This window comes from Polaromonas sp. P1_F9, assembly GCF_056405615.1.
Genome location: NZ_JBFUBT010000004.1, coordinates 758,762 through 781,805, shown reverse-complemented (window position 1 = coordinate 781,805; position 23,044 = coordinate 758,762). Strand labels below are relative to the sequence as shown.

Below are 23,044 nucleotides of genomic sequence, written 5' to 3'. Positions count from 1 at the left end.
CTTGCTATATAAGGGCTGAAGCCCGATTTAATGCCTGAATTTGTGAAATTCCTCGCTTTTGATACAAGCACCGACCGCATGTCCGTGGCGCTGACCGACGGTGCGCGCGTCTGGCAACACAGTGGCCCGGGCGGCGCGCAGGCTTCCACCACGCTGATTCCCGCCATCCTGGCGCTGCTGGCCGACGCCGGCCTGGCGCTGGGCGAGCTGGATGCCATCGCCTTCGGGCGCGGCCCCGGCTCCTTTACCGGCCTGCGCACCGCCTGCGCGGTGGCGCAAGGCCTGGCGCTGGGCGCCAACCAGGGCGCCGGCATTCCTGTGTTGCCTGTCGACACCTTGATGGCTGTGGCGGAAGAGGCACGCTTCCAGCGTGACGGTGCCTCGATGCAACCCCTGCGGGTGATGGCGCTGCTGGACGCCCGCATGGACGAAATGTATGTGCAGGGTTTTGAATTCGGCGGCGGGCACTGCCGGGCGCTGGGCGAATGCGGGCTGGCCCGGCCTGAAAACCTGGTGCCGGACGCTGCGGCCGGCTTGTTCGCGGGCAATGTTTTTGCGGTATACGCCGGACGTTTGCCGGGCAGCCTTGCGGCATTTGCACAGGCCGAGACCCTGCCCACCGCCACCGCCATGCTGCGCCTGGCGCCGCAGCTGGCTGCTGCCGGGCAATGCGTCAGCGCCGACCTCGCCCTGCCGCTCTACGTTCGCGATAAAGTAGCGCTGACCACCGAAGAGCGCGACCAGGTCAAGGCCGCCAAACTGGCGGCCGCCCCACCCCTTTCATGAACGCCATCCTCAAGCCCCTCGAAGCCCAGTTCGAAGCCATGACACCTGCATGGCTGGATGAGGTGGTGCGCGTGGAAAAGACCGCGTATGACCACCCCTGGACGCACGGCAATTTCAACGATTCGCTCAACGCCGGCTACCAGGCGCAACTGCTCACCGCCGGCAATGCGCCGGGCGCCGTGCTGCTGGGCTATTTTGTGGCCATGAAGGGTGTTGACGAAGTACACCTGCTCAACATCACCGTGGCCCCCGAGCACCAGCGCCAGGGCTGGGCCCGCATCATGCTGGATGCGCTGGCCCTCTGGTCCCGCGGGCAGGGCGCGCAGTGGCTGTGGCTGGAAGTGCGCGTGAGCAATGTGCGGGCCAAGGCCATCTATGAACGCTACGGCTTTAGCCATGTCGGCACGCGCCGCAACTACTACCCGGACGGCGCTTCCGCGCGCGAAGATGCGGTCGTCATGAGCCTGGCGCTATGAGCCTGGATCTCGACAAACGCCAGCGCGCCATGCTGCGCGAAATGGGTGTGCGCGTGTGGCTGCCGGTTGCCGCTGCGCCCGCTGAAGTTGCTGTTGCTATTGATTTGGTAGCTGCTGGCGCACGACCAGTGACGGTTGCAAGTGAATTTGATCAAAAAATCGGTGCGCCTTCCACGTCCGCTGTACCGCGAGAGGTTGCGCGGCCCGTGCAGGCGCCGGCTCGCCCGCAGGCCGAAGCGCGCGAAACCGCTGCCCCCGGCCCAACGGCTGCGTGGCGCATGGCCGACGCGCAAGCCCTGTACGCCGACGCCGCCCATGCTGAAGGCGCCCGCTGGCTGGTGCTGGCCGAAACGCCGGCGGCTGCGCTGCAGCGGGAGCCTTTCAACCCCTTTGAGGGCGATGCCGGCAAGCTGCTCGACAACATGCTGCGCGCTGCGCGCCTGCACAAGGCCGGCATGGTGCTGCTGGCGCCGCTGGTCCGGCAGGCGGCATCCGGTGCGGGCGCCGGCCTGCCCCAAGCGCTGCCCGCCCTGGTGGCCAGCGCGCAGCCCGATGTCGTGCTCGTCATGGGCCGCCTGGCCGCGCAGGCGGTGTTGCAATCGACTGAGCCTTTCGGCAAACAGCGCGGCCAATTGCACAGCCTGCATGGAGCCCGCATGGTCGTGACCTACGACGCCACCTATTTGCTGCGCAACCCGGCCGACAAGGGCAAGGCCTGGGACGACCTGTGCCTGGCCGTGAGTCTGGTACTGCCATCCGGAAGTATCGAAACATGAAAGCGCGTCTTCGCACCCATGGCAGCGTTGCAACCCTTGCGAAGGCGTATAGCCTTCGCTGCGGCTTGCGCCTCGCCGTGGGCGCGAATCCATCACTTTCATTGTGTTTCGCTACTTCCGGGTGGCAGTACTAGCGCCCTCGGCTGATTTTCGTCAGGCCTTTTCAGGTACTGTGCGGCTGGGCGCCAGCACTGAAGCAATCGCCACCACCATCAGCACCACGGCAGCCCAGTCCTGCCAGTGCAGCACTTCGCCCAGGCCCAGAGCGCCTGAAAACACCCCGAGGACGGGGATCATCATCACGCTCAGCGTGGAAGCCACCGGCGGCAGCGCGCGCGCCAGCGTGAACCACGCCGCGTGTGCAAAACCGAAAATCAGCACCGCGTTGTAAAGAATCGCGCCCCAGGTCGTGGGCGAAGGTGCCTTCCACTGCGGCATCTCAAACACGACACCCAACACGGTCAGCATCACGGCAGTCATCACCGTCATCCAGAACGACAGCGTCAGCGTCGCGGCAGGTATCGTGGTCTTGCGCAGCAGCTGCGTGCCCAGCGCCCACACCGCGGCCGCCACCAGCGCGCACAGCACACCCAGGGGGCTGCCCGACAGGTTGGTCATTTCATTCCACAGCAGCAGCGCCACGCCCAGCGCGGCGGCGGCCACACCCAGCCAGTTGCGGGGCTTGAGCTTCGCGCCAAAAAACCACGCGCCCAGCAGTGCCGAAAAAATCGGCATGGTGTAGCCCAGAATCGCCGCCCGCCCGCTGCTGAGGTTTTTCACGGCGAGGATGATCAGTGCATGCCAGACAAACATGTTCGCCGCCGCCAGCCAGAAGAGCTCACGCCACTTGCCCCGCGGCACCCCAAACGGCACCTTCAGTACCACCATGGCAATGCCCAGCACCGGAATGCCCAGCCAGATCGACATCGCCCGAAACGTCAGCGGCGGAAAGTCCGCAATCCCCAGCTTCATCACCGGCCAGTTCAGGCCCCAGACCAGGGTGAGCAGAACCAGCAGGATGAGTTGGCGTTGGGAGAGTTGCATGGAACTATTGTGCCCCCACGGTCGCTCACTTCGTGTAGCTTCCTGCCCCCCGAGGGGGCCGCCCGCCTGCGGCCCGGCAAAGCCGGTTCCGCGGCTCATGCTGGCTTGAAGAGTTCTGTGGGTGCGACCAGTGATGGAGGTATTTCGCCAGCCCCAGGCGCCGCCCCCTTGAGGGGGAACACGCTACGCGCAGTGAGCTGGGTCTGGCATGGCTACGCAACACAGGTTGAATTGCTACGCCGCCTCTGGCTCAGCGGCAGACTCTGTTCGTGCGGGCACCCCGTCGTCTTCTGGAATGGCGTAGCGCGGCGCCAGTGCTGCAAGCGACCTCAACACCGGGACGGGTGTCCAGCGAAATAGCGGCGTGAGCCAGGGATACGGCACCCTGGATTTCAGAATGGCGCCGTAATCACACGAGGCTTCGTGGGGGAAGTAGTTCTCACGCACGGCCACAACCTGACAAAACCCCTTGCCGTGGTAGTAGCGCAGCTGTGGATCAACCGGCAAACCGGCCCGCGTAGTCCGTGCATAAGCCTCTACCGATGCGCCTGGTTTTCGTTGCAAATGACGCTTGAGCCCGGGCATGGGAGAGCCCAGAAACACTTCACGAGTGCCACATTTGACCGCATACAGATAGTTAAATGCGATCAGCTGCAAGGCCGCACCGGCATCCACGCTGGTCAGGCTGATGCCAAACAGGCAGCGGGAGGCGTGCTTGTTCTTCGGCCCCTTGCCGTCCAGGGCGGCACTCTTTTGCCAGTCGCCCGGGTTGACCCACTCTGCCTCTGTGGTGGGCTTGCAAAACACCGATGCCAGCAATTCGCCCGTTTCTGCGCAAAATGCACCCCCGCTCAAATCGGGATGCGCGGCAATGCGTGATCGAAAGTCTTCTGCGGTGGCTTGCTGCTCTTGCGTCCATTGCTTGCGCTCCAGATCCAGCAAGGACGGAATATCGCCGATACGCAAATTGCGGGTGATGTAGCTGCGCTTTTTGATGGTCGGTTGGGTTGTCATGGGTAACGGTATGCGTGGGTGTTAAAGGAGTTGATTGCCCGGAACATCACGGGCTGGTGCCGGGCGTGCGGTTCCTGGGTGGCAGGCGCAATTGCGAGTACCCAATGGCTGGAAGTCATGCATCAGCTGCACAGCACCTGTGGCGAGCCACAGCCGGGTGACCCGGGCCTTGTTGCCGAAAAATCCGCTCAGAAAAATGCTGGCTTGCAAATTCACCACCTCATGCCACCAGCCATGAGGCACGTAGATGGCATCACCCGGGTACAGATCGACAGCAAACAGTGCGTCTGCCGGCACATCGCTTTGCGCCAGGCCGCGCATGCCCACCGATGCCAGTTTGGCCCAGCGGTCATACTTCTTCGACATCGCACCCAAGTGCTCCACGGTGCCGGGGCGGGCCAGGTAAAAGCGTTTGACTCCGCGCGTGAGCACCGCCAGGTTGTCCAGCAAGTCGTAATGCAATCCCGTGTGGGCGCCTTGCGGGCCAATCCATGCGCTGCTGGAGACGATGTTGCCCGGCGGGAATAATGCGTCTTGCTGCACGTCCTGGCGCAATGAGGGTATCTCCTTGAGCAGATCGAACTCTTTGAGGTAGCCGATATGCGAGCCTTCTCCCTGTGTGGCTGTCTGCAACTCCAGCTGTGCCACATAGCGGTCAAGTGTGGACGTCACAAACCGGGTACTGGACTTCTCCCGATTCCCCACCACCAAGGTCACAGGCCTGGCCCCACCCAGACGGGCAAGGTGTTGAAATGTCCAACGCTCCAGCGCTGCCCAGTTGCGCCCCATGCCCCGCAAAACGACAGGGCCATGACCGACCCACTCATGCCCCCGGGGAGACACCATCTCTGGCACAGCCCCGAGCCTGGAACGAGGTATTCCCAGCGGGCATTCGCCTTGACTGATCCGCAAATTCACAACGACCTCCAGCACTTGCAATGCGGTGATCGTAAAAATTCACTGTGAAATCCTCATGACGCTAGCGCCTGTTTTTTGTTGCATCGTGTAAACGCCAGACAGGTAGCCCCTGGAGACAGTCGTGCGTTTGGCATACAAGGGGTCTCCCCCAGGGGGCGCGGCGCAAGCTGCGGAGATCGTGGAGCTTAAAATGGGACATGACTTTTCTCGACATGCTGGGCGTCGCAGAACGCCAGAACCGCTCCATGCTCTGCGTCGGCCTGGACCCTGAACCCACGAAATTCCCCGGCAAGCTCAGGGGCGACGCCAACAAGATCTACGATTTCTGCGCGGCGATTGTTGACGCCACTGCCGACCTGGTGATTTCCTTCAAGCCACAAATCGCCTACTTCGCCGCACACCGCGCCGAAGGCCAGCTTGAACGCCTGATGGAACACATGCGCCGCGTGGCGCCGCAAGTGCCCATCATCCTGGACGCCAAGCGTGGCGACATCGGCAGCACGGCGGAGCAATATGCCAAGGAAGCCTTTGAGCGCTACGGTGCCGACGCGGTGACGCTCTCGCCCTTCATGGGGTTTGACTCGGTGGCACCGTATTTGAAGTACGAAGGCAAGGGCGCCTTCCTGCTGTGCCGCACCTCCAACCCCGGCGGCGACGACCTGCAGAACCAGCGCTTCGCCTCGATTGAAGGCCAGCCACTGCTGTACGAGCATGTGGCGCGCCTGGCGCAAGGTCCCTGGAACCTCAATGGCCAGCTGGGGCTGGTGGTGGGAGCGACGTACCCGGCGGAGATCGAGCGGGTGCGTTCGGTGGCGCCTACCTTGCCTCTGCTGATTCCGGGTGTGGGGGCGCAGGGTGGCGATGCGGTGGCGACTGTGAAGGCGGGCTGGCGAGCCGGCGCTCCCATCATCGTGAACTCGTCGCGCGCGATTATTTATGCCTCTTCGGCGGATGATTTTGCCGAAGCTGCGCGGCGCGAGGCGGTGAAGACTCGGGATGTGCTGGAGGCGGCGCGGGGTGAGGCGTTAAAGGCGTAGTTTTTTCCTGCGCGGGCGGTGGGGCTCTTCTGAGAGTTACTGGCCGGGCTACCCCGGCCAGCAGCTCTCAGAAAAAGTGCGGCCACAACATTACCAACCACTCGATCAGGCGAGGGGCAGCCCTGCGCAAACCTCCCGAACACACCCCCGCAGCCACCGATGCCCCGGATCCGCATCCAGCCGTGGATGCCAGAGCAACGACACCGTGATCACCGGTGTAGAAACCGGAAGCGGAAAACTGTGCATTCCGGCGCGCAGGTTCCCGGTGTGCCGTTCGGGAACCGTGGCGATCAGGTCGGAAGACCGGGCCAGTGCCAGTGCCGCCGCAAAGCCGCCGACGATGGTGCCGATCTCCCTTTCGAGCCCGAACGGGTGCAAGGCTTCATCCACCGGCCCCTTGCCCTGGCCCCGTCGCGAGACGTCGATATGCCGGCCGGCGGCGTAGCGGGCGGGCGTGATCTCGCCCTCGGCCAGCGGGTGCCCCATTCCCACGACGCCGATGAACCGGTCCCGGAACAAGGCTTGCACGCGCAGCTCCGGTGCCGCTGTTTTTCCCACCACGCCTGTTTCCAGGTCGACGGTCCCGTCGCGAAGCGGCGTGCTGTCCTTGTCAAGCTTCTGTACGAAGCACAGCCGTACGCCGGGTGCTTCATTCGCAACGCGCGCAATAAGCTCCGGCCCGAAGTTCTCCACAAAACCTTCGCGCGTGCGCAGCGTGAACGTGCGGACCAGCTGTTTGAGCTTGAGCTTTTTGGCGGGGCGCAGCACCGCTTCTGCGTCTTGCACAAGCTGACTGACGCGCTCACGGAGTTCGACGGCGCGCGGTGTGGGAACGAGGCCGCGTCCAGCCCTGACCAGCAGCGGGTCGCCGGTCGTTTCGCGTAATCGGGCCAGCGCCCGGCTCATCGCTGACGGGCTCAGCCGCAGGCGCCGGGCTGCGCCCGCCACGCTGCCTTCCGCGAGCAGCACATCCAGGGTGACAAGAAGGTTGAAATCGGGCGCAGCCATGCATCGACCATAGCGCAAATTGGCCATGACATGGCGTTAAATGCACTTATAAAGTGCAAATGATGCGTCTTCCGCCATGTCAGGTAAAGAACTACGCTCCCAAAGAGCTCCATTTCGGGGAGCCACAACCGCATTACCGCTTTACCCACTTGCACACTGGACTATCTTGATCACTCCCCTTACGCCCACCTGCCTATCAAAAAACGCCAACACGGGACCGGCGCCATCGGTCCGATGGGTGCTGGCCAGTCTTTCGCTGTCCATGCTGCTGTCCTCGCTCGGCACCAGCATCGCCAACGTGGGTTTGCCGGCGCTGGCTCAGGCGTTCAACGCCTCTTTTCAGGAAGTGCAGTGGGTGGTCCTGGCTTACCTGCTGTCCATCACCGCCCTGATCGTCAGTGCCGGACGGATGGGGGACCTGATGGGCCGAAAGCGCTTGCTGCTGGCTGGCATCTTCCTGTTCTCGGTGGCCTCGGTCCTGTGTGCCATCGCGCCCACGCTCTGGCTGGTGGTTGCCGCCCGGGCTGTGCAAGGCCTGGGGGCGGCCGTGATGATGGCGCTCACCATGGCGTTTGTTGGCGAGGCGGTTCCGAAGGCCAGAACCGGCAGTGCCATGGGGCTGCTCGGAACGATGTCCGCGGTCGGCACCGCGCTGGGGCCATCGCTGGGCGGTGTCCTGATCGCCGTATCGGGGTGGCAGGCCATTTTTCTCGTCAACGTACCGCTGGGTATCCTGACTTTTTTCCTGGCGCGTCGCTACTTGCCTGCTGACCGCAAGGAGCGGAAGGCGGATCACCCCCGCTTTGATCACCTGGGCACGCTGCTGCTGGCCCTGACACTCGCGGCCTACGCCTTGGCCATGACAACGGGGCGCGGTCATTTCGGTCCACTCAACATGGCGCTGCTGCTGACGGCTGTCGTCGGCGCCGGCTTCTTCGTGCTCGTCGAGTCGAAAGCGAAATCCCCGCTGGTTCGGCTCGCGATGTTCCGCGCCCCAGGCTTAAGTGCAAACCTTTGCATGAATACGCTCATTGCGACCGTGATGATGGCGACACTTGTCGTCGGGCCGTTTTACCTGTCCCGCGCCCTCGGCCTCAACGCCGCGCTGGTCGGCATCGTCATGTCGGTCGGCCCCGTCATTTCAGCATTGAGCGGCGTTCCGGCCGGTCGCATGGTCGACCGCCTGGGTGTGCCGCTCATGGCCGTCGCTGGACTCATCGCTGTAGCCACGGGCGCAGCGGCCCTGGCCGCGCTCCCTGCGATGTTCGGTGTTGCGGGCTACGTGGCTGCCATCTTCATCCTGACCCCCGGCTATCAGCTGTTCCAGGCCGCCAACAATACGGCTGTCATGACGGATATTCCTTCAGACCAGCGGGGTGTCATTTCCGGCATGCTTAACCTGTCGCGCAACCTGGGCCTCATGACCGGTGCCTCCGCGATGGGCGCCGTGTTCGCGTTCGCCTCGGCGGCAACCGACATCACGACCGCGGGTGCCGGGGCCGTTGCCACCGGCATGCAGGCCACATTCGCGGTTGCGTCGGTGCTGGTTGTCGTCGCAATCGCCATCGCTGTCGGGAGCCGCGTGCGCGCAAAACCCAGGCTCAGCCGGTAGCCTTCTCTTCTTTCGTCACCAGCCAGATCCCATAACAAACCAGTAACAAGGCCAGGCCGTTTTTCCACTCCAGGAAGCGCTCATCCAGAAACACCGCCGACAGCAGTGTCCCAAAAATAGGTATCATGAAATTGAACACGGTGATCATGCTGACCCGGTTGTACTTCAGCAAAGTCGTCCACAGCGAAAACGCGGCCGACGACAGTACCACGAGGTACACCATCAGCAATGTGGACTTGAGCGTGAAGCCCGATAGCGTGCCGCCGCTGGCAAAACCGATAAGCAGCAGCGCCAGGCCGCCTATGGCCAGTTGCCAACCGGTCAGCACCACCGAGTCCACGCGCTGCGACACCTTCTTGCCGTAAATACTGGCGGCCGACAGCACAAAGGCGGCGATCACCACAAAACCTTCGCCGAGCAGCGTGAAGTCGAAAGCCAGCAGGCCGTCGCTGAAGTTCACCACCATGACGCCGGCAAAACCCACTACACAACCCAGGACCTTGTTGAAACTGAGCCGGTCATTCTTGTAGATGTAATGCGCCAGCAGCACGCTGAAGAAGGTGCCCGTTGCATTCATGATCGAGCTCTTCACGCCGGTGGCGTACGCCAGGCCGATGTAGAAGAACACATATTGCAGGCTTGTTTGCGTGAGTCCCACCAGCGCCACCTGGCCGAAGGTGCGGCGATCCAGGTTGAACACCGGCTTCTTGCTGATCGCCGCAAATACCAGCAGCACCAGGCCAGCAAAAATAAAGCGCCAGCCCGCGAACACCAGCTTGGAGGGAATGTCGTTGGCGGCGATATGAAACAGCGCATAGCCGTTCTTGATGGCCGGGTAGGCGCTGCCCCACAGCAAGCAGCACAAAGAGGCCAGCAGGAAAACCACTTTGCGCTGGGTGAAAAACGTGGAGCTGTACAAACCGGGATCCCGTGAAAAGAAGACCGCGCCGGACGCGGCAGGCGCCTGGACGTGGCAGGGAAACTCAGAGCAGGCGCGCCAGGTATCGCCCAGTATGGCTGGCCGGGTTGGCAGCGATGTCTTCCGGTGTGCCGACACCCACCACCGTGCCGCCGCCGGCACCACCCTCCGGTCCCATGTCGATCAGCCAGTCGGCCGTCTTGATGACGTCGAGGTTGTGCTCGATCACCACAATCGTGTTGCCTGCGTCGCGCAGCTGGTGCAGCACCTTGAGTAGCAGGTCGATGTCGGCAAAGTGCAGGCCGGTCGTCGGTTCGTCGAGGATGTACAGCGTGCGGCCGGTGTCGCGTTTGCTCAATTCCAGTGCGAGTTTGACGCGCTGCGCCTCGCCGCCCGAGAGCGTGGTCGCGGCCTGGCCCAGCTGGATGTAGGAAAGACCCACGTCGAGCAGGGTGTGCAGTTTGCGCGCAATCGTCGGCACGGCCTTGAAGAACTCGGCGGCCACCTCGACGGTCAGATCCAGGATCTGTGCGATGTTCTTGCCCTTGTACTGCACTTCCAGTGTCTCGCGGTTGTAGCGCATGCCTTTGCAGACATCGCAGGGCACATACACGTCGGGCAGGAAGTGCATTTCGACCTTGACCACGCCGTCGCCCTGGCAAGCTTCGCAGCGGCCGCCGGCCACGTTGAAGCTGAACCTTCCGGCGCCGTAGCCGCGCTCCCTTGCCGTGTTCATCTCGGCCATCAGCTCGCGGATCGGCGTGAAGAGGCCGGTGTAGGTGGCCGGGTTGCTGCGCGGCGTTCGGCCGATGGGCGACTGGTCGACATTGATCACCTTGTCGAAATGCTCAATGCCTTCAATGGCTTCATGCGGAGCCGGCTCTTCATGGGCGCGGTACAGCGTGCGCGCCACAGCGGCATACAGCGTGTCGTTCACCAGTGTGGACTTCCCGGAGCCAGAGACGCCGGTCACGCAGGTGAGCAGGCCTACCGGGAATTCGACGCTCACGCCCTTCAGGTTGTGGCCGGTAGCGTTGATGACGCGCAGAGCCTGCATGTCGCCCAACGTGGCCTGGTGAATGGCTTCGCGCGCGGCGCGGCGCTCTGCGGCTGGGCTCTGCGGAAAGCGCGAGGCTTTCTTTTTCTCTGCCGCTTCCACGGCTTTGACCGTCGGCAGCCAGGGCGTGCGGTGTTTGGGCACGGCGATCTTCAGCGTTTGCGCCAGGTACTGGCCCGTGAGCGAGTCGGGGTTGTTCTTGACTTCGTCAAACGTGCCTTGCGCCATCACGCGCCCGCCGTGGATGCCGGCACCCGGCCCCATGTCGATGACGTGGTCAGCCGCGCGGATCATGTCTTCGTCGTGCTCGACCACCAGCACGCTGTTGCCGATGTCGCGCAAATGCTTGAGCGTGCCGATCAGGCGGTCGTTGTCGCGTTGGTGCAGGCCGATGCTGGGTTCGTCGAGCACATACATCACGCCCGTCAGGCCCGAGCCGATCTGCGAGGCCAGGCGTATGCGCTGTGACTCGCCACCCGAGAGTGTCTCGGCGCTGCGGTCCAGGCTGAGGTAATTAAGGCCCACGTCGTTGAGGAACTTCAGGCGCAGGCCAATCTCGCGCACTACCTTGGCCGCAATCTCGGCCTTGGCGCCCTGCATCTTCAGCGCGTTGAAATACTCGAAGCTCTCGCGCAACGTTGAGTGGCTGATTTCATAGATCGCCTTGCGCCCAGGCTTGGTGCCATCGGGCACCGATGCGTCAACGCCGTCTTCAGGCGCGCTCACCAGGTACACGTGGCGCGCCTCGGTACGCAGGCGCGTGCCCTCGCAGTCAGGGCAGGGCTGCACGCTGCGATAGCGCGCCAGTTCCTCGCGCACGGCGGCAGAATCGGTTTCGCGGTAGCGCCGCTCAAAGTTGGTGATGACGCCTTCGAAGGGATGCTTCTTGGCGATCTTCTTGCCGGCAAAGTTGCCCGAATCCATCACATAGCTGAACTTGATTTCTTCCTCGCCCGAGCCATACAGGACAACTTGCCGCACGGTGTCGGGCAGGTTTTCAAAGGCAGCGTCGATGTCGAACTTGTAATGTTTTGCGAGGCTTTCCAGCATCGAGAAGTAGTAGCCATTGCGCCGGTCCCAGCCCTTGACGGCGCCGCTGGCCAGGCTCAGCGACGGGAAGGCCACCACGCGCGCCGGGTCGAAAAATTCCATATGACCCAGACCGTCGCAGGTGGGGCAGGCGCCGACGGGCGAGTTGAAAGAGAAGAGCCGCGGCTCCATTTCGCTCAGCGAATAGTCGCAGACGGGGCAGGAAAACTTTGCGCTGAAGAGGTGCTCTTTGGCGGTGTCCATTTCCATGGCGATCGCCTTGCCGTCGGCCAGGCGCAGCGCGGCCTCAAAGCTTTCGGCCAGGCGCTGCTGCAGGTCTGCGCGCACCTTGATGCGGTCAATCACCACATCGATGTTGTGTTTTTCGGTTTTCTTGAGCTTGGGCAGGTCGTCGTACTCATAGGCCGTGCCGTCGACGCGGAAGCGCACATAGCCTTGCGACTGCATCTCGGCAAACACGTCCACGAACTCGCCCTTGCGGTCGCGCGCCACCGGCGCCAGGATCATCAGCTTGGTGTCCTCGGGCAGCGCCAGCACCGTGTCGACCATCTCGCTGACGCTTTGGGCCTGCAGCGGCAGGTCGTGGTTCGGGCAATAGGGCGTGCCGGCCCGCGCAAACAGCAGGCGCAGGTAATCGTGGATTTCAGTGACCGTGCCCACGGTGGAGCGCGGGTTGTGCGAGGTGGCCTTCTGTTCGATGGAGATCGCAGGCGACAGGCCTTCGATCATGTCCACGTCGGGCTTGTCCATGAGCTGCAGGAACTGCCGCGCATAGGTGGAGAGGCTCTCAACGTAGCGGCGCTGGCCTTCGGCGTACAGCGTGTCAAAGGCGAGAGACGACTTGCCCGAACCGCTCAGCCCGGTGATCACCACCAGCTGGTTGCGCGGAATATCGAGATCGATATTTTTAAGGTTGTGCGTGCGCGCCCCGCGGATGCTGATCCGCTGGGCCGCAAGCGCTTTGGCAAGGTATTTGCTGTCGTCAGGAGAGTTCAAGATGTGCCAGCCGCAAAACTCTCCATCATAGACCGAAGCACCGTTTCAAGCACAATAGCCGGTTGGGCAAGCCAGGGGCTGCCGGGCTTGCCGCTCGCAGTCGGTCAATCCCGGGTTTTTGCCCTGTTCCGGAGCTTTTTAGCTATTTTTTGGCCATTTTTGCCCTTTTAATCCCCTTGACTGCGCCTACAGCCCCCATGTCGTTTCCAATGACCGCTACCGAGCGGCGCGCCAGCGTTTCGCTGGCTTCGATCTTTGCGCTGCGCATGCTCGGCCTCTTTTTGGTGCTGCCGGTGTTTGCGCTGGAGGCGGCCAAATACCCGGGGGGCGATGACCCGGCCCGGATTGGCCTGGCCATGGGTATTTACGGCCTGACGCAGGGCATCCTGCAAATTCCTTTTGGGATCGCCTCGGATTGGTGGGGGCGCAAGCGTGTCATTATTTCCGGCCTGGTCATTTTTGCGCTGGGCAGCCTGATCGCCGCCTGGGCGCCCGACCTGAACTGGCTGATCGCCGGCCGGTCGTTGCAGGGGGCGGGGGCCATTTCGGCTGCCGTTACGGCGCTGCTGGCCGACTCCACCCGCGACGAAGTGCGTACCAAGGCCATGGCGCTGGTGGGCGGCAGCATTGCCCTGATGTTTGCGCTTTCGTTGCTGGCCGCACCCCTGCTCGCCGGCGCTATCGGCCTGCACGGGCTGTTTGCCCTGACTGGCGCACTGGCACTGGGCGGCATTGCCGTGGTCGTCTGGTGGGTGCCACCCGAACCGGTGGAGCACGTCAACCGGCCGCGCGGCAGCGTGGCGGAGGTGCTGAAGGACACCGCGCTGCTGCGGCTGAATTTCGGCGTGTTCGTGCTGCATGCCGTGCAGCTGGCCATGTGGGTGGCGATCCCGGCTTTGCTGGTGAATGCCGGGCTCGACAAGGCCGCGCATTGGCAGGTCTACCTGCCGGCGGTGCTGGCCTCTTTTGGGGTGATGGGAGCCACACTGTTTCCCCTGGAAAAACGGGGCTACCTGCGTGCCGTGTTCCTGGGGGCTGTCGGCCTGATCTTGCTGGTTCAGCTGGGCTTGCTCTCGGTGGCCTCGTCTACCTCGGCGCCGCCCGGCCTGGGCATCCTGGCCGTGCTGCTGTTCCTGTTTTTTTGCGGCTTCAACGTCCTGGAGGCCACCCAGCCCAGCCTGGCCTCCCGGGTGGCGCCAGCCCATGCCCGCGGCGCGGCGCTGGGGGTTTACAACACCTTGCAATCGCTGGGGTTTTTTGCCGGCGGAGCCGTCGGCGGCTGGATCACCAAAACGCATGGATCCAGCGGGCTTTTTCTGCTGTGCGGCTGCCTGATGCTTGTCTGGTTGGTAGTCGCCTGGCCCATGAAGGCGCCGGGCCGGCAGGCGGCAGCCGTTTCGGGCGATGCTGGTACACCGGCAGCCCAGCCAGTTAAACTCTGAAGATCGATCAGGAGAACACCTCATGGCATCCGTCAATAAAGTCATCGTCGTCGGCAATCTGGGCCGGGACCCCGAAATGCGCAGCTTCCCCAGCGGTGACCAGGTCGCCAACGTCACCATTGCCACCACTGACAAGTGGAAGGACAAGCAGACGGGTGAAATGAAGGAGGCCACCGAATGGCACCGCGTGGTGTTCAACGGCCGTCTGGCTGAAATCGTCGGCCAGTACCTGCGCAAAGGCTCGCAGGTCTATGTCGAAGGCAGCCTGCGCACGCGCAAGTGGACCGACAAGGACGGCCAGGAAAAGTACACCACGGAAATCCGCGCCGACCAGATGCAGATGCTCGGCAGCCGTCAGGGCATGGGCGGCCCTGGCGGTGATGACGGTGGCGGTTATGAAACGCCGCGCCAGTCCGCACCTGCTGCACGTCCACCGGCCGCCGCACCGCGCCCGGCTCCGGCCGCCAAGGCCGCCAGCGGCTTTGACGACATGGACGACGATATCCCGTTCTAAATACGAACCGTCTTTGTCGATGGAGGCCCATTCTTCGAAAGGAGAGTGGGCTTTTCGTTTGCAGGCGCCCGGATGATCAGCTCATCGCCTGACGGACAAGCAGCGTGTCCGTGAACTGCTCGAAGGCCACGACCTTCCCGTCCTGCAGGTGCCAGACATGGGCCACACGGGCCTGCATGTCCTTTCCCGTGGCGCGGTAAGTGCCGTGGTAGGCCCCCACCCCGAGGATGTGGTCACCACCGTCGATGAGGCTTTGCAGTTCGAAGCGATAACCGATCCAGTCCCTGCCCAGCACGGCAAAGACGTTGTCGACAACCGCTTGAGGCCCGACCCAGGTACCCGCGCAGGGAAAGCCCGCCATCTCGGTCCAGCGCACCTGGGGCGAGACATGGGCCATCATCTCGTTGACGTTTCCCTGGGCCGACGCCGCGTAATGGGCACGGACGATGTCGATATTCGACATCATGGCTTCAGCCCCACTTCATCTCGCCCTTGGCGACTTTGGCGCCGATCTGCAGGGCCACGCCCATGCTGGCGTTCGGATAACGCTTGGTCATCGCCGCGATAAGGGCGGCGCTGTCCGCGGCCTTGGCCTGCTCTTCCTCGAAAGCAACAAGGTAGTCGCGCGTGTATTTGATCGCGCTTGCGTCCACCGCCGCCGAGACCGCCATGTGACCGGGAACCACCACGGCGGGTTTGCGCGCAGCCATGGCGTCAAGCGCCTTCACCCATGCGGCACGGCTCTCGGCGCCTTGTGTGTCGGCGGTCCACACGTGAACGCCAGAGAAAAGCAACACGCCGCCAAAGATGGCGTTCAGCGAAGGCACCCAGATGTAGCGGCGGTTGGCCAAGCCATCCGCATCGGTGATCTCGATGGCCTGACCTTCCAGGGTGAGGCTGCGGCCGTCGAAGGCTTCGGGCATCACGATGTCCGCCAGCGCCTGTGGGCCGTTTTCCTTGAGTTGGGGGCCCCAGGTTGCCAGTTTCTTTTCCACGTTGCCCTTGATGGCCGCTATCGTCGCCGGTGCGGCGATCACCTTAGCCAAGGGGAACGCTGCCTTGATGGGGGCCAGGCTGAAGTAGTAGTCGGGATCGCTCTGGCTGATGTAGATGGTCGTGAGTTTTTTGCCGGTGGCCTTGATGGCCTCGGCCAATGCCTTGCCGTCGGGAAGCGTAAAGCCCCCGTCGATGAGGACAGCCTCACGTTCGCCGGAGATCAGCACCGGGGCGCGGAAGAATCCGTGTTCGCCGGCGGGGAAATGTTTCCAGGTCAGGTTGGTATTTGCAGCCATAGCGCTTTTCACTCCTAAGATGGCCGTCGCGACAGCCGCGCCGGCTACAGTTTTGATTGCTTCTCTTCGTGTTGTCATGGTTTTTCTTTCTAACGGTAACTCAAAAGGGATTGCGGAGATGAGGGTGGCAGGGGCTGCCGCCGGAATCAGACGGCTTCCAGTTCACTGATCAGCGCACGCGGGTTGGAATAGAAAGCCGCGTGATTCACGATCCAGCGCTTGGCGCCCGACTCGGCAATCAAGGTGGGCACGCCCTGCGCGCCGAACTCCCGCATCAAGCCCTGTGCGCGGTCCATGCGGGCCCGGTTGGCTGCGACAATATCTTCATCGGGCTGCGTCACCATTGCGGCGGCCTGCTCGAGGCCGAGCCCGCGCAGCACGCCGGCCAGCGTTTCCAGTGAGGTCGTGTCCTTGCCATCCACGTAGCGCGCATTCTGGATCGCCTTGAGGGCTTCCAGTTCCCGATCCGGCGCCGTCAATGACACGGCCGTCAGCGCCACCGTGGCGGGGGCGCTGTCAAACAGCCGCTGGCGGTCACCGAGAACCCGCTCGCGATACAGCTCGGTGAAGCGCTGCCCCGTCAGGCGCTCAATGCGCTGGTCGTTGGACCAGGCATAGGCGGCGAAGTCACTGTTCATGGGTCGTGCGCCCTCGCCCGCGAACAGCCCGGTCGGCAGCAGTTCGATGTGGACAGCGGGAGTTTCAGCCAATGCCGAGAGCGCCGGCATGGCGCCGTAGCACCAGCCGCACAGCGGGTCGAACAGGTAATGGAGAGTCTTGGTCATGGGGGTTCTGGCGTTTTTTTGCTCACTGATCGTGATCGTAGGCGCTATCCATTGACTGTTAAAGACATCTCTGATAAACACAATGTATGCTTAAAGCAAACAATCAAGACGAAGGCGGCCTCGGTGGGTTGGGAAACCTGAGGCGCCTGGCCTACTTTGCGGCAGTGGTGGAAACCGGCTCCTTCACAGCGGCTGCGGATCGTCTGGGGATCACCAAGGCGGTGGTCAGCCAGCAGGTTGCGCGGCTGGAGCGCGAATTCCGGACATCGCTGCTCGTCCGCACGACACGCAAGGTGCAGCCCACCGAACTGGGGCAAGCCTTCTACCTGCGTTGCGCGCTGATCCTGCGCGAGGCCGGGGACGCCTTCGACGATCTGGCCGAGACATCCGCAGAGCCCTCTGGCATGCTGCGGCTCACCGCGCCCTTCGACTATGGCGTCGGCATCGTGGTGCCGGCCATTGCGGCCTTCACCCAGCGCTACCCCGCGTGCAAGGTCGACGCAATTCTCAGCGACCAGACGCTGGACCTCATGTCCGGCAACATCGAATTGGCGATCCGTGTGGGCTGGCTGGCTGAAACCAGCCTGCAGGCGAGAAAAATAGGCTCCTTCCGGCAATTGCTCGTAGCGTCGCCGGCCATGAAGCCACAAGTGGCGCAGCTTGCCCATCCGCAAGACATAGCCAATCTGCCCTTCATCGCCAACACTGCCTTGCGTGATCACCTCACATGGAACTTCTCGCTGAACGAGTTCGAACGTCAGGTCGTGAACGTGCAGGCCTCAATTTTTCTCGATGCCACACTCGCCGTGCGCGAAGCCGTGTGCCAGGGCGCGGGGCTGTCGGTGCTCCCGGACTATTCGGTAGCGGATGATCTTGCGGCCGGCCGTCTCATCCAGGTCCTGCCGCAATGGCGCCTGCCTTCGGGCGGTATCCATGCCGTGTTTCCGGCCGCGCGCTTTCGTCCCGCGAAGGTCCGTGCCTTTGTCGACTTGCTGGCAGACAGAGAACAACAACGGCAGGCCGCCAGCGCGTCAAATGAAAGCTGACGCCCGGCCTGTCGCGTGGTGGGAATGGTCCGGGGGGGCCACACAGGGGACCGGGCATCCGACAGGGGGTTCAGAGCAGGCCCCGGCAGCCAAGGTCGCCAGTGGCTTTGACGGCATGGGCGACGATATCTCGTTATGGGAAATTGCTATCGTTTTGATAGCTGCTTGCGCGCGACCGACGTACGCAAGCAACTATTTTCGTTTATGCCTGCGCCGAGGGCGCATCGCGGACGACCAGCACAGGCACCGGCGCCAGCCTCAGAATCTGCTCGGCGCCACTGCCCAGCAGCACCCGTCCCAGTCCGCGCCGGCCGTGGGAGCCGACCACGATGAGATCGGCATTCCAGAGCCTGGCCGCCTCGGCCACCGACTCTCCCAGTCGTTTGCCCGGTTCATCGCAAAGTATCTGGCTTGCCGTGACCCCGGCCGACTCGGCGATGGCCGTCGCATCCGTCAGGATTTTGGCGCCGCTTTCGCGCATCATGCCGACCAGATCGGCTGAATAGGTGCCATAGGGGTCGACTCCACCCAGGTAAGCCGCCTCATTGAAGGCGTGCAGCAACCGTACGCTGGCGCTGGTCTCCCGCGCCAGCGCCAAGCCGGCGATAAGGGCCTTGTTGGAGGTGTCGCTGCCGTCCACGGGAATCAGAATTCGCTTGAACATGGTGAATGCCTCATGTGAGTTGAAACGTCATCCATGGTGGCGATTTTTGGGATCCGGATGTTGATACTGGTCAAGTGCGGATTGATTTGTGATGGACGGCCGATGTTTCTTCGCCGGCGGTCTGACAGGTCAAACAGAGCGCTGCGGCCGGCAGGGCTTCCAGGCGGCGCAGGTCAATCGGTTTGCTGCATTCCGTGCATTGGCCGTAATGACCCTCCTGGAGGCGGCGGCGGGCAGCAAGCACCTGGGCCAGTTCTTCCGTGACGCGCGCCGCATCCAGGGCCGCCATGTCGAACTGCAACTCCCGCTCGGCCAGGTCCTTGAAGTCCCGCACCTCTGCATTGCCGGCTTCTTCGGCTGCGAGTTCCTCATGACTGCCGGTATCCAGGGCGGCCCTTAATTCGGCTTCGCGCCGGGCCAGGATGTTGCCGAAGTGTCCTGCAAGTGAATTGTCGTAGTGCTTCATGAAGAGGCCTGAAAAAAGTGGATGATCTTTGTGTCTGCTCCAGCCGTGATTTTCATGCTGCTTCAGCAAGTCGGTGTTGATCTGGCGCAAGCAGGGATGAACCAGGGGCCGTGCCCTTCGGCGTTGAAAATCGCGCTTCCAATCCGGTATGAAAACGCGATTGCACGCCAGTTGCGCCAGGTCAAATGCTTTGCCGCCCGATCTGGCCATCATGGGTGACCCCAACTTCGTTAAAAGGCCCACCGTGAATATCCAAACTTTTGTGATGGCCGCCGCCTTTGCCGCAAGCGCCATGGGCTACGCGGCAGGTGACGCCCGGGCCCAGGCCCCTGAAAAGGCCCAGGTGCCTGCCGGGGCCTCCAGTGCGCCGGTGGGTGTGGCCGCGCGTTCAAAGGCGGCTGCACAAAAGGCCGCGCAAGAGGCGGCCGATTCCGCGCGTGCAGCGGCAGACCTGGTCAAGCTCACGCTGCAGTTGACTGAAACCGCCGCCCAGGATGCTTCGCAACGGGCCGCCGCAAATATCCGGGAACAGGCGCTCAAAGCAGACGAAGCCGCAAGAAGGGCTCGCGAGAAAGCCGAGAAAGCCTCCGCCACCGCAACCGACAGCATGAAGAAATTGACGGCTAAAGCTGCCGAAGCGGCCCGACGGGCTGCGTCTGCCGTGCGCGCGGCATCGGGGCGCGCCGAGGAAGCGCTGCGCAAGTCAGGCCAGCCCGATCAGGCAGAAACGCTGAAAGCCATGAAGGCAACGCAGGATGCATTGAGAAGCGCGGAAAAAGCTGCGCAGGAGTCGGCCGAAGCCAGCAAGCAGGCAGCGGACAAGGGCGCAGACTCAGGTCCGAAAAAATAGGGTGGATTTCCCCGTGGATCGGCTGAAGACATGACTGCTGCGGTTCAAGCCGTCGGCCTCCCGTGCGAGCCGACATCCGAGGCCTTGGGACTGAGCGGCGAGGAGGCCGCTGCGCGCCTCAAGATCGACGGGCCCAACGTGTTGCCCGGAAGCGAGCCCCAAGGCTACTGGCGAATGGCCCTGGGTGTTGTCAAGGAGCCCATGTTTTTGATGCTGCTCGCAGCGGGTGCGGGCTATTTGGTGCTGGGTGATACGGCCGAAGCCATTTTTTTGCTGGCCTCGGTTTTTCTGATTGTTGCATTGACGTTTTTTCAGGAGCAAAAAACACAGCGGGCGCTCGAGGCTTTGCGCGAGTTGTCAGCGCCTCGCGCTATGGTCTTGCGGGCCGGCAGAGAGCTTCGCATCGCCTGCCGCGAGGTAGTGCGGGGTGATGTTCTGGTATTGCGCGAAGGCGACCGCATTGCCGCCGACGCAGCCTTGCTGGAGGGAGCCCTTGAGGTCGACGAGTCGGTGCTGACGGGCGAGTCTGTGCCCAGACCCAAGCTGCCTGGGTCAACGCAGCAACGAGGCCATGAACCCGATGGCGAAAGCGATGAGTTGATTTATGCCGGCACTGTGATCACGCAGGGCCGGGGGCTGGCCCGAGTGCTCGCCACGGGCAGCCGGACCTCGATGGGCCGCATCGGTGTGGCGCTTGCGAAGGCACACGCCCCGACCTCGAAGCTGTACCAGCAGTCACGGCGTATCGTGCGGGGATTCGCCGGCGCCGGGCTGACGGTGGCCGCGCTGCTGGTCCTGCTGGGCTGGCTCAGGGACGGGCAGGGTTTTGTCGCCAGCCTCCTGCCGGCCATCGCCTTTGCGATGGCGGTGCTTCCGGAGGAGATCCCCGTCGTTCTCGCGGTGTTCCTCGCCCTTGGGGCCTGGCGCCTGTCACAGCAGAAAATTCTCACCCGCAGGGTCGATGCAATCGAGGTGCTGGGCGCGATCACGGTGCTGGCTGTGGACAAGACCGGGACCCTTACCCTCAACCGCATGGAACTCGTCGAGCTGGTGGGTGTGAGTGTGGTGTTCAGGGCCGATAGCGATGCGCCGCTTCCTCCGGCGCTCACGGAACTGGTTGAATGCGCCGTCCTGGCCACGCCGCCGAATCCTTTTGACCCGATGGAAAAAGCCATTCAAGCTGTCGGGAACGCCCGCCTGGGCCTGGATTCAAGGGCGCGGCAAGGCGTGGAGCCGTTGCGGCAGTATTCGCTCACGCCACAGCTTCTGGCCGTCACCCATGTCTATGGCAGCGGTTCTCCCGGGCGGTGTTTTCTGGCCTCCAAAGGGGCGCCCGAAGCCATCGTGCGCCTGTGTCGGCTTGAGGTACACAGACGCGAGGCCATACAACTGCAGGTGCAGAACATGGCCGCCAGAGGCTTGCGCGTTCTCGGTGTGGCGTGTGCCGATTGGGAGGGCACCGGGTTGCCTGAAAGCCAGCAGGACTTCACCCTGCGCTTTGTCGGTTTGCTCGGTCTGGCTGATCCGCTCCGGCCCACGGTACCGCAAGCGGTCCAGGATTGCGGCGAAGCGGGAATCCGCGTCATCATGATGACGGGAGACCACCCCGTGACGGCCAGCGCGATTGCCCGCCTGGCGGGCCTGCCGAATCCATCCGACGTGCTTACGGGAGCGGATATCGATGCCCTGGACGATGCTTCGCTGCGGACCCGGTTAAGGAGCGCTGCCATCTGTGCGCGGCTCAGGCCTGAACAGAAACTGCGGCTTGTGCACGCGCTGCAGGCCGACGGTTGTACGGTGGGCATGACAGGCGATGGTGTCAATGATGCGCCCGCGCTCAAGGCTGCCGATGTCGGGATCGCCATGGGGGAGCGTGGGACCGACGTGGCCCGCGAGGCCGCCGCCCTGGTGCTGCTGGACGACAGCTTCGCCAGCATCGCGACAGCCATAAGCCAGGGCCGCCACATCGACGACAACATCCGCAGCGCCGTGCGATTCATCTTCGCCGTGCACGCTCCCATCGTGGCGCTTGCCCTGATTCCAGCCCTGCTTCGCTGGCCCCCCTTGTTGCTGCCTGCGCAGATCATCCTGCTTGAACTGATCATTGATCCGGCTTGTTCGATACTGTTTGAAGCGCAGCCAGCAGATCCGAAGTTAATGCGTCGCCCGCCCAAGCCGGCCGCGGACTCACCGTTCGCCTTGCGCAACATGACTTATGGCTTGTTGCAAGGCCTTGGACTCGCTGCGGTGCTGCTCACGGCCAACTGGTACATGCTGGAGCAGGGATGGCGCGTCGCGGAGATCCGTACGACGTTGTTCGTGAGCCTTGTCGCAGGCCTGTTTCTTCTGGTGCTGATTCATCGCCATTCGATAAATATTCTCAGGAATCCGTGGCTCCCGCGTCTGGCCGCCGCTGTTGCCTCGCTTGTTTCGCTTGTGCTGTGGCAGCCCTGGCTGCGAGGGGTTATGGGCTTTGTGGCCCCGTCCAGACAGGGCTCCGCCTGGCTGTTGGTGATTCTGGGCTCCATGACGCTTTGGCTCATGGCATTGCGCTACGTTCAGCGACGCAGCAACGCGTAACCCGGAGGAAAGGGCTTCAGGCAAGGTCGCCGCCCTTGATTTACGTCAAGTGGTGAGTTTGACGTCCGCCATACCCTTTGCTGGTGGTCGGTGCCTGCGCAGCGCCCGGCCGACCGCAGCTTTGTTGCGCGTAACCATTTGAGGAGCAGAACCATGTCCGAGAGAACTCTCATTGTTTCGTATTCCAACACCGGGACGTCGGCCCGCGTGGCCGATCTCCTGTCTGGAAAATTCCAGTGGCCGCGTGGTGAGATCAGCGAGGCGCGCCCGCGCACGGGAGTCGCGGGAACGCTGCGCTGCGTGGCGGATTCGCTGTTCGGGCGTCATCCCGCCATTCGTTATGAAGGGCCAGACCCGACGGGTTTTGATACGGTGATCCTGATCGCACCGATCTGGCTTTACCAGCTGGCCGGACCTATGAGAAGTTTTGTACGAGACCGGGCCGCGGGCCTCAAGCGGGTGGCGGTCATCTCGGTGATGGGCGGGCAGGGCGCTACCAACGCCTTCGCCGAAATCGATCAGATACTCGGCCGGCCGCCCATCTTATCGACGTCATTCACCGCACGCGAAGTGGACGACGGCAGCTATTCGTCCGGCCTGGAGGTATTCGGCAACGCGGTCCGGGACAACGCGAAGAAGGACGAGGCGGTACGCCCCACGGAATTGTCGCCGAGCGCCGTTTGAGCATGCTCCTTATCGTTCCTAACCTGCC

At 63.1% G+C, this 23,044-nt stretch carries 22 protein-coding genes; 11 read left to right on the top strand and 11 right to left on the bottom strand.

What is annotated here, in order from left to right:
- The first annotated feature begins 30 nt into the window (after positions 1-30).
- Genes tsaB through AC1DYR_RS15075 form a run of 3 tightly spaced genes read left to right on the top strand, consistent with a single transcriptional unit; the run spans position 31 to position 2,038 of the window.
- Positions 31-786, top strand: coding sequence for a tRNA (adenosine(37)-N6)-threonylcarbamoyltransferase complex dimerization subunit type 1 TsaB (gene tsaB / locus AC1DYR_RS15085; protein WP_477705795.1), 756 nt, complete (start codon positions 31-33; stop codon positions 784-786).
- On the top strand, positions 783-1,262 hold the full coding sequence (gene rimI, locus AC1DYR_RS15080; protein WP_477705794.1) for a ribosomal protein S18-alanine N-acetyltransferase: 480 nt from the start codon (positions 783-785) through the stop codon (positions 1,260-1,262). Before tsaB ends, rimI begins: the two co-directional genes overlap by 4 nt.
- The gene (locus AC1DYR_RS15075) at positions 1,259-2,038 is read left to right on the top strand and encodes a uracil-DNA glycosylase family protein (protein WP_477705793.1); all 780 of its coding nucleotides are present in this window, start codon (positions 1,259-1,261) and stop codon (positions 2,036-2,038) included. The genes rimI and AC1DYR_RS15075 overlap by 4 nt, the downstream gene beginning before the upstream one ends.
- A 153-nt stretch (positions 2,039-2,191) precedes the next feature.
- Here AC1DYR_RS15075 and AC1DYR_RS15070 read toward each other — a convergent pair whose 3' ends face one another.
- The 3 genes from AC1DYR_RS15070 to AC1DYR_RS15060 form a co-directional block, all read right to left on the bottom strand.
- Positions 2,192-3,082: a DMT family transporter gene (locus AC1DYR_RS15070; protein ID WP_477705792.1), complete on the bottom strand. Its 891-nt coding sequence runs from the start codon at positions 3,080-3,082 to the stop codon at positions 2,192-2,194.
- 234 nt (positions 3,083-3,316) lie between these two features.
- Complete coding sequence (locus AC1DYR_RS15065) at positions 3,317-4,096, bottom strand: hypothetical protein (RefSeq protein WP_477705791.1); 780 nt, start codon at positions 4,094-4,096, stop codon at positions 3,317-3,319.
- A gap of 21 nt (positions 4,097-4,117) precedes the next feature.
- Complete coding sequence (locus AC1DYR_RS15060) at positions 4,118-4,942, bottom strand: cupin-like domain-containing protein (RefSeq protein ID WP_477705930.1); 825 nt, start codon at positions 4,940-4,942, stop codon at positions 4,118-4,120.
- A 269-nt stretch (positions 4,943-5,211) separates the two neighbouring features.
- Here AC1DYR_RS15060 and pyrF point away from each other — a divergent pair, with 269 nt between their 5' ends.
- A complete protein-coding gene (pyrF, locus tag AC1DYR_RS15055; protein ID WP_477705790.1) occupies positions 5,212-6,051 on the top strand; it encodes an orotidine-5'-phosphate decarboxylase in 840 nt (279 codons plus the stop codon).
- A gap of 105 nt (positions 6,052-6,156) precedes the next feature.
- Here pyrF and AC1DYR_RS15050 read toward each other — a convergent pair whose 3' ends face one another.
- Positions 6,157-7,059 carry a LysR family transcriptional regulator gene (locus AC1DYR_RS15050; protein WP_477705789.1) on the bottom strand — a complete coding sequence of 301 codons (903 nt, stop codon included), beginning with the start codon at positions 7,057-7,059 and terminating at the stop codon, positions 6,157-6,159.
- A 163-nt stretch (positions 7,060-7,222) separates the two neighbouring features.
- On the opposite strand from AC1DYR_RS15050, the gene AC1DYR_RS15045 reads away from it, so the two are divergent.
- A complete protein-coding gene (locus AC1DYR_RS15045) occupies positions 7,223-8,671 on the top strand; it encodes an MFS transporter (protein ID WP_477705929.1) in 1,449 nt (482 codons plus the stop codon).
- On the opposite strand, the gene AC1DYR_RS15040 is transcribed toward AC1DYR_RS15045, so the two are convergent.
- Both AC1DYR_RS15040 and uvrA read right to left on the bottom strand, forming a co-directional pair.
- Positions 8,661-9,590, bottom strand: coding sequence for a DMT family transporter (locus AC1DYR_RS15040; protein ID WP_477705788.1), 930 nt, complete (start codon positions 9,588-9,590; stop codon positions 8,661-8,663). The two genes, AC1DYR_RS15045 and AC1DYR_RS15040, sit on opposite strands and share 11 nt — an antisense overlap.
- A gap of 64 nt (positions 9,591-9,654) precedes the next feature.
- Complete coding sequence (uvrA, locus tag AC1DYR_RS15035) at positions 9,655-12,693, bottom strand: excinuclease ABC subunit UvrA (RefSeq protein ID WP_477705787.1); 3,039 nt, start codon at positions 12,691-12,693, stop codon at positions 9,655-9,657.
- Between the two features lie 209 nt (positions 12,694-12,902).
- Between uvrA and AC1DYR_RS15030 the strand changes: the two genes are divergently transcribed.
- Both AC1DYR_RS15030 and ssb read left to right on the top strand, forming a co-directional pair.
- Entirely contained in the window at positions 12,903-14,135 is a 1,233-nt protein-coding gene (locus tag AC1DYR_RS15030; protein WP_477705786.1) for an MFS transporter, read from the top strand.
- A 22-nt stretch (positions 14,136-14,157) separates the two neighbouring features.
- Positions 14,158-14,649: a single-stranded DNA-binding protein gene (ssb, locus tag AC1DYR_RS15025; protein ID WP_477705785.1), complete on the top strand. Its 492-nt coding sequence runs from the start codon at positions 14,158-14,160 to the stop codon at positions 14,647-14,649.
- A gap of 76 nt (positions 14,650-14,725) precedes the next feature.
- Here the strand turns inward: ssb and AC1DYR_RS15020 are convergent, their stop codons facing one another.
- From AC1DYR_RS15020 to AC1DYR_RS15010, 3 genes are all read right to left on the bottom strand, one after another.
- Complete coding sequence (locus AC1DYR_RS15020; protein ID WP_477705784.1) at positions 14,726-15,115, bottom strand: nuclear transport factor 2 family protein; 390 nt, start codon at positions 15,113-15,115, stop codon at positions 14,726-14,728.
- 4 nt (positions 15,116-15,119) lie between these two features.
- The gene (locus AC1DYR_RS15015) at positions 15,120-16,019 is read right to left on the bottom strand and encodes an MBL fold metallo-hydrolase (RefSeq protein WP_477705783.1); all 900 of its coding nucleotides are present in this window, start codon (positions 16,017-16,019) and stop codon (positions 15,120-15,122) included.
- Between the two features lie 68 nt (positions 16,020-16,087).
- On the bottom strand, positions 16,088-16,726 hold the full coding sequence (locus AC1DYR_RS15010; protein WP_477705782.1) for a DsbA family protein: 639 nt from the start codon (positions 16,724-16,726) through the stop codon (positions 16,088-16,090).
- Positions 16,727-16,812: 86 nt separating this feature from the next.
- Here AC1DYR_RS15010 and AC1DYR_RS15005 point away from each other — a divergent pair, with 86 nt between their 5' ends.
- Complete coding sequence (locus AC1DYR_RS15005; RefSeq protein ID WP_477705781.1) at positions 16,813-17,772, top strand: LysR family transcriptional regulator; 960 nt, start codon at positions 16,813-16,815, stop codon at positions 17,770-17,772.
- Positions 17,773-17,974: 202 nt separating this feature from the next.
- On the opposite strand, the gene AC1DYR_RS15000 is transcribed toward AC1DYR_RS15005, so the two are convergent.
- Positions 17,975-18,436, bottom strand: coding sequence for a universal stress protein (locus tag AC1DYR_RS15000; protein WP_477705780.1), 462 nt, complete (start codon positions 18,434-18,436; stop codon positions 17,975-17,977).
- A 70-nt stretch (positions 18,437-18,506) separates the two neighbouring features.
- Positions 18,507-18,902: a TraR/DksA family transcriptional regulator gene (locus AC1DYR_RS14995; protein ID WP_477705779.1), complete on the bottom strand. Its 396-nt coding sequence runs from the start codon at positions 18,900-18,902 to the stop codon at positions 18,507-18,509.
- Between the two features lie 244 nt (positions 18,903-19,146).
- On the opposite strand from AC1DYR_RS14995, the gene AC1DYR_RS14990 reads away from it, so the two are divergent.
- The 3 genes from AC1DYR_RS14990 to AC1DYR_RS14980 all read left to right on the top strand — a co-directional run bounded on the left by AC1DYR_RS14990 (position 19,147) and on the right by AC1DYR_RS14980 (position 23,016).
- A complete protein-coding gene (locus AC1DYR_RS14990) occupies positions 19,147-19,752 on the top strand; it encodes a hypothetical protein (protein ID WP_477705778.1) in 606 nt (201 codons plus the stop codon).
- 30 nt (positions 19,753-19,782) lie between these two features.
- Entirely contained in the window at positions 19,783-22,332 is a 2,550-nt protein-coding gene (locus AC1DYR_RS14985; protein ID WP_477705777.1) for a cation-translocating P-type ATPase, read from the top strand.
- 153 nt (positions 22,333-22,485) lie between these two features.
- A complete protein-coding gene (locus AC1DYR_RS14980; RefSeq protein ID WP_477705776.1) occupies positions 22,486-23,016 on the top strand; it encodes a flavodoxin family protein in 531 nt (176 codons plus the stop codon).
- The last annotated feature ends 28 nt before the right edge of the window (positions 23,017-23,044 follow it).

Coding starts and splice junctions, on each gene's coding strand:
- AC1DYR_RS15050 (WP_477705789.1), bottom strand. CDS start 7,059: ATGGCTGCGCCCGATTTCAACCTTCTTGTCACCCTGGATGTGCTGCTC.
- AC1DYR_RS14980 (WP_477705776.1), top strand. CDS start 22,486: ATGTCCGAGAGAACTCTCATTGTTTCGTATTCCAACACCGGGACGTCG.
- AC1DYR_RS15065 (WP_477705791.1), bottom strand. CDS start 4,096: ATGACAACCCAACCGACCATCAAAAAGCGCAGCTACATCACCCGCAAT.
- AC1DYR_RS15070 (WP_477705792.1), bottom strand. CDS start 3,082: ATGCAACTCTCCCAACGCCAACTCATCCTGCTGGTTCTGCTCACCCTG.
- AC1DYR_RS15000 (WP_477705780.1), bottom strand. CDS start 18,436: ATGTTCAAGCGAATTCTGATTCCCGTGGACGGCAGCGACACCTCCAAC.
- rimI (WP_477705794.1), top strand. CDS start 783: ATGAACGCCATCCTCAAGCCCCTCGAAGCCCAGTTCGAAGCCATGACA.
- AC1DYR_RS15030 (WP_477705786.1), top strand. CDS start 12,903: ATGACCGCTACCGAGCGGCGCGCCAGCGTTTCGCTGGCTTCGATCTTT.
- AC1DYR_RS15020 (WP_477705784.1), bottom strand. CDS start 15,115: ATGATGTCGAATATCGACATCGTCCGTGCCCATTACGCGGCGTCGGCC.
- AC1DYR_RS15010 (WP_477705782.1), bottom strand. CDS start 16,726: ATGACCAAGACTCTCCATTACCTGTTCGACCCGCTGTGCGGCTGGTGC.
- AC1DYR_RS14985 (WP_477705777.1), top strand. CDS start 19,783: ATGACTGCTGCGGTTCAAGCCGTCGGCCTCCCGTGCGAGCCGACATCC.
- tsaB (WP_477705795.1), top strand. CDS start 31: ATGCCTGAATTTGTGAAATTCCTCGCTTTTGATACAAGCACCGACCGC.
- AC1DYR_RS15015 (WP_477705783.1), bottom strand. CDS start 16,019: ATGACAACACGAAGAGAAGCAATCAAAACTGTAGCCGGCGCGGCTGTC.
- AC1DYR_RS15060 (WP_477705930.1), bottom strand. CDS start 4,942: ATGGTGTCTCCCCGGGGGCATGAGTGGGTCGGTCATGGCCCTGTCGTT.
- pyrF (WP_477705790.1), top strand. CDS start 5,212: ATGACTTTTCTCGACATGCTGGGCGTCGCAGAACGCCAGAACCGCTCC.
- AC1DYR_RS15005 (WP_477705781.1), top strand. CDS start 16,813: ATGCTTAAAGCAAACAATCAAGACGAAGGCGGCCTCGGTGGGTTGGGA.
- AC1DYR_RS14995 (WP_477705779.1), bottom strand. CDS start 18,902: ATGAAGCACTACGACAATTCACTTGCAGGACACTTCGGCAACATCCTG.
- ssb (WP_477705785.1), top strand. CDS start 14,158: ATGGCATCCGTCAATAAAGTCATCGTCGTCGGCAATCTGGGCCGGGAC.
- AC1DYR_RS15075 (WP_477705793.1), top strand. CDS start 1,259: ATGAGCCTGGATCTCGACAAACGCCAGCGCGCCATGCTGCGCGAAATG.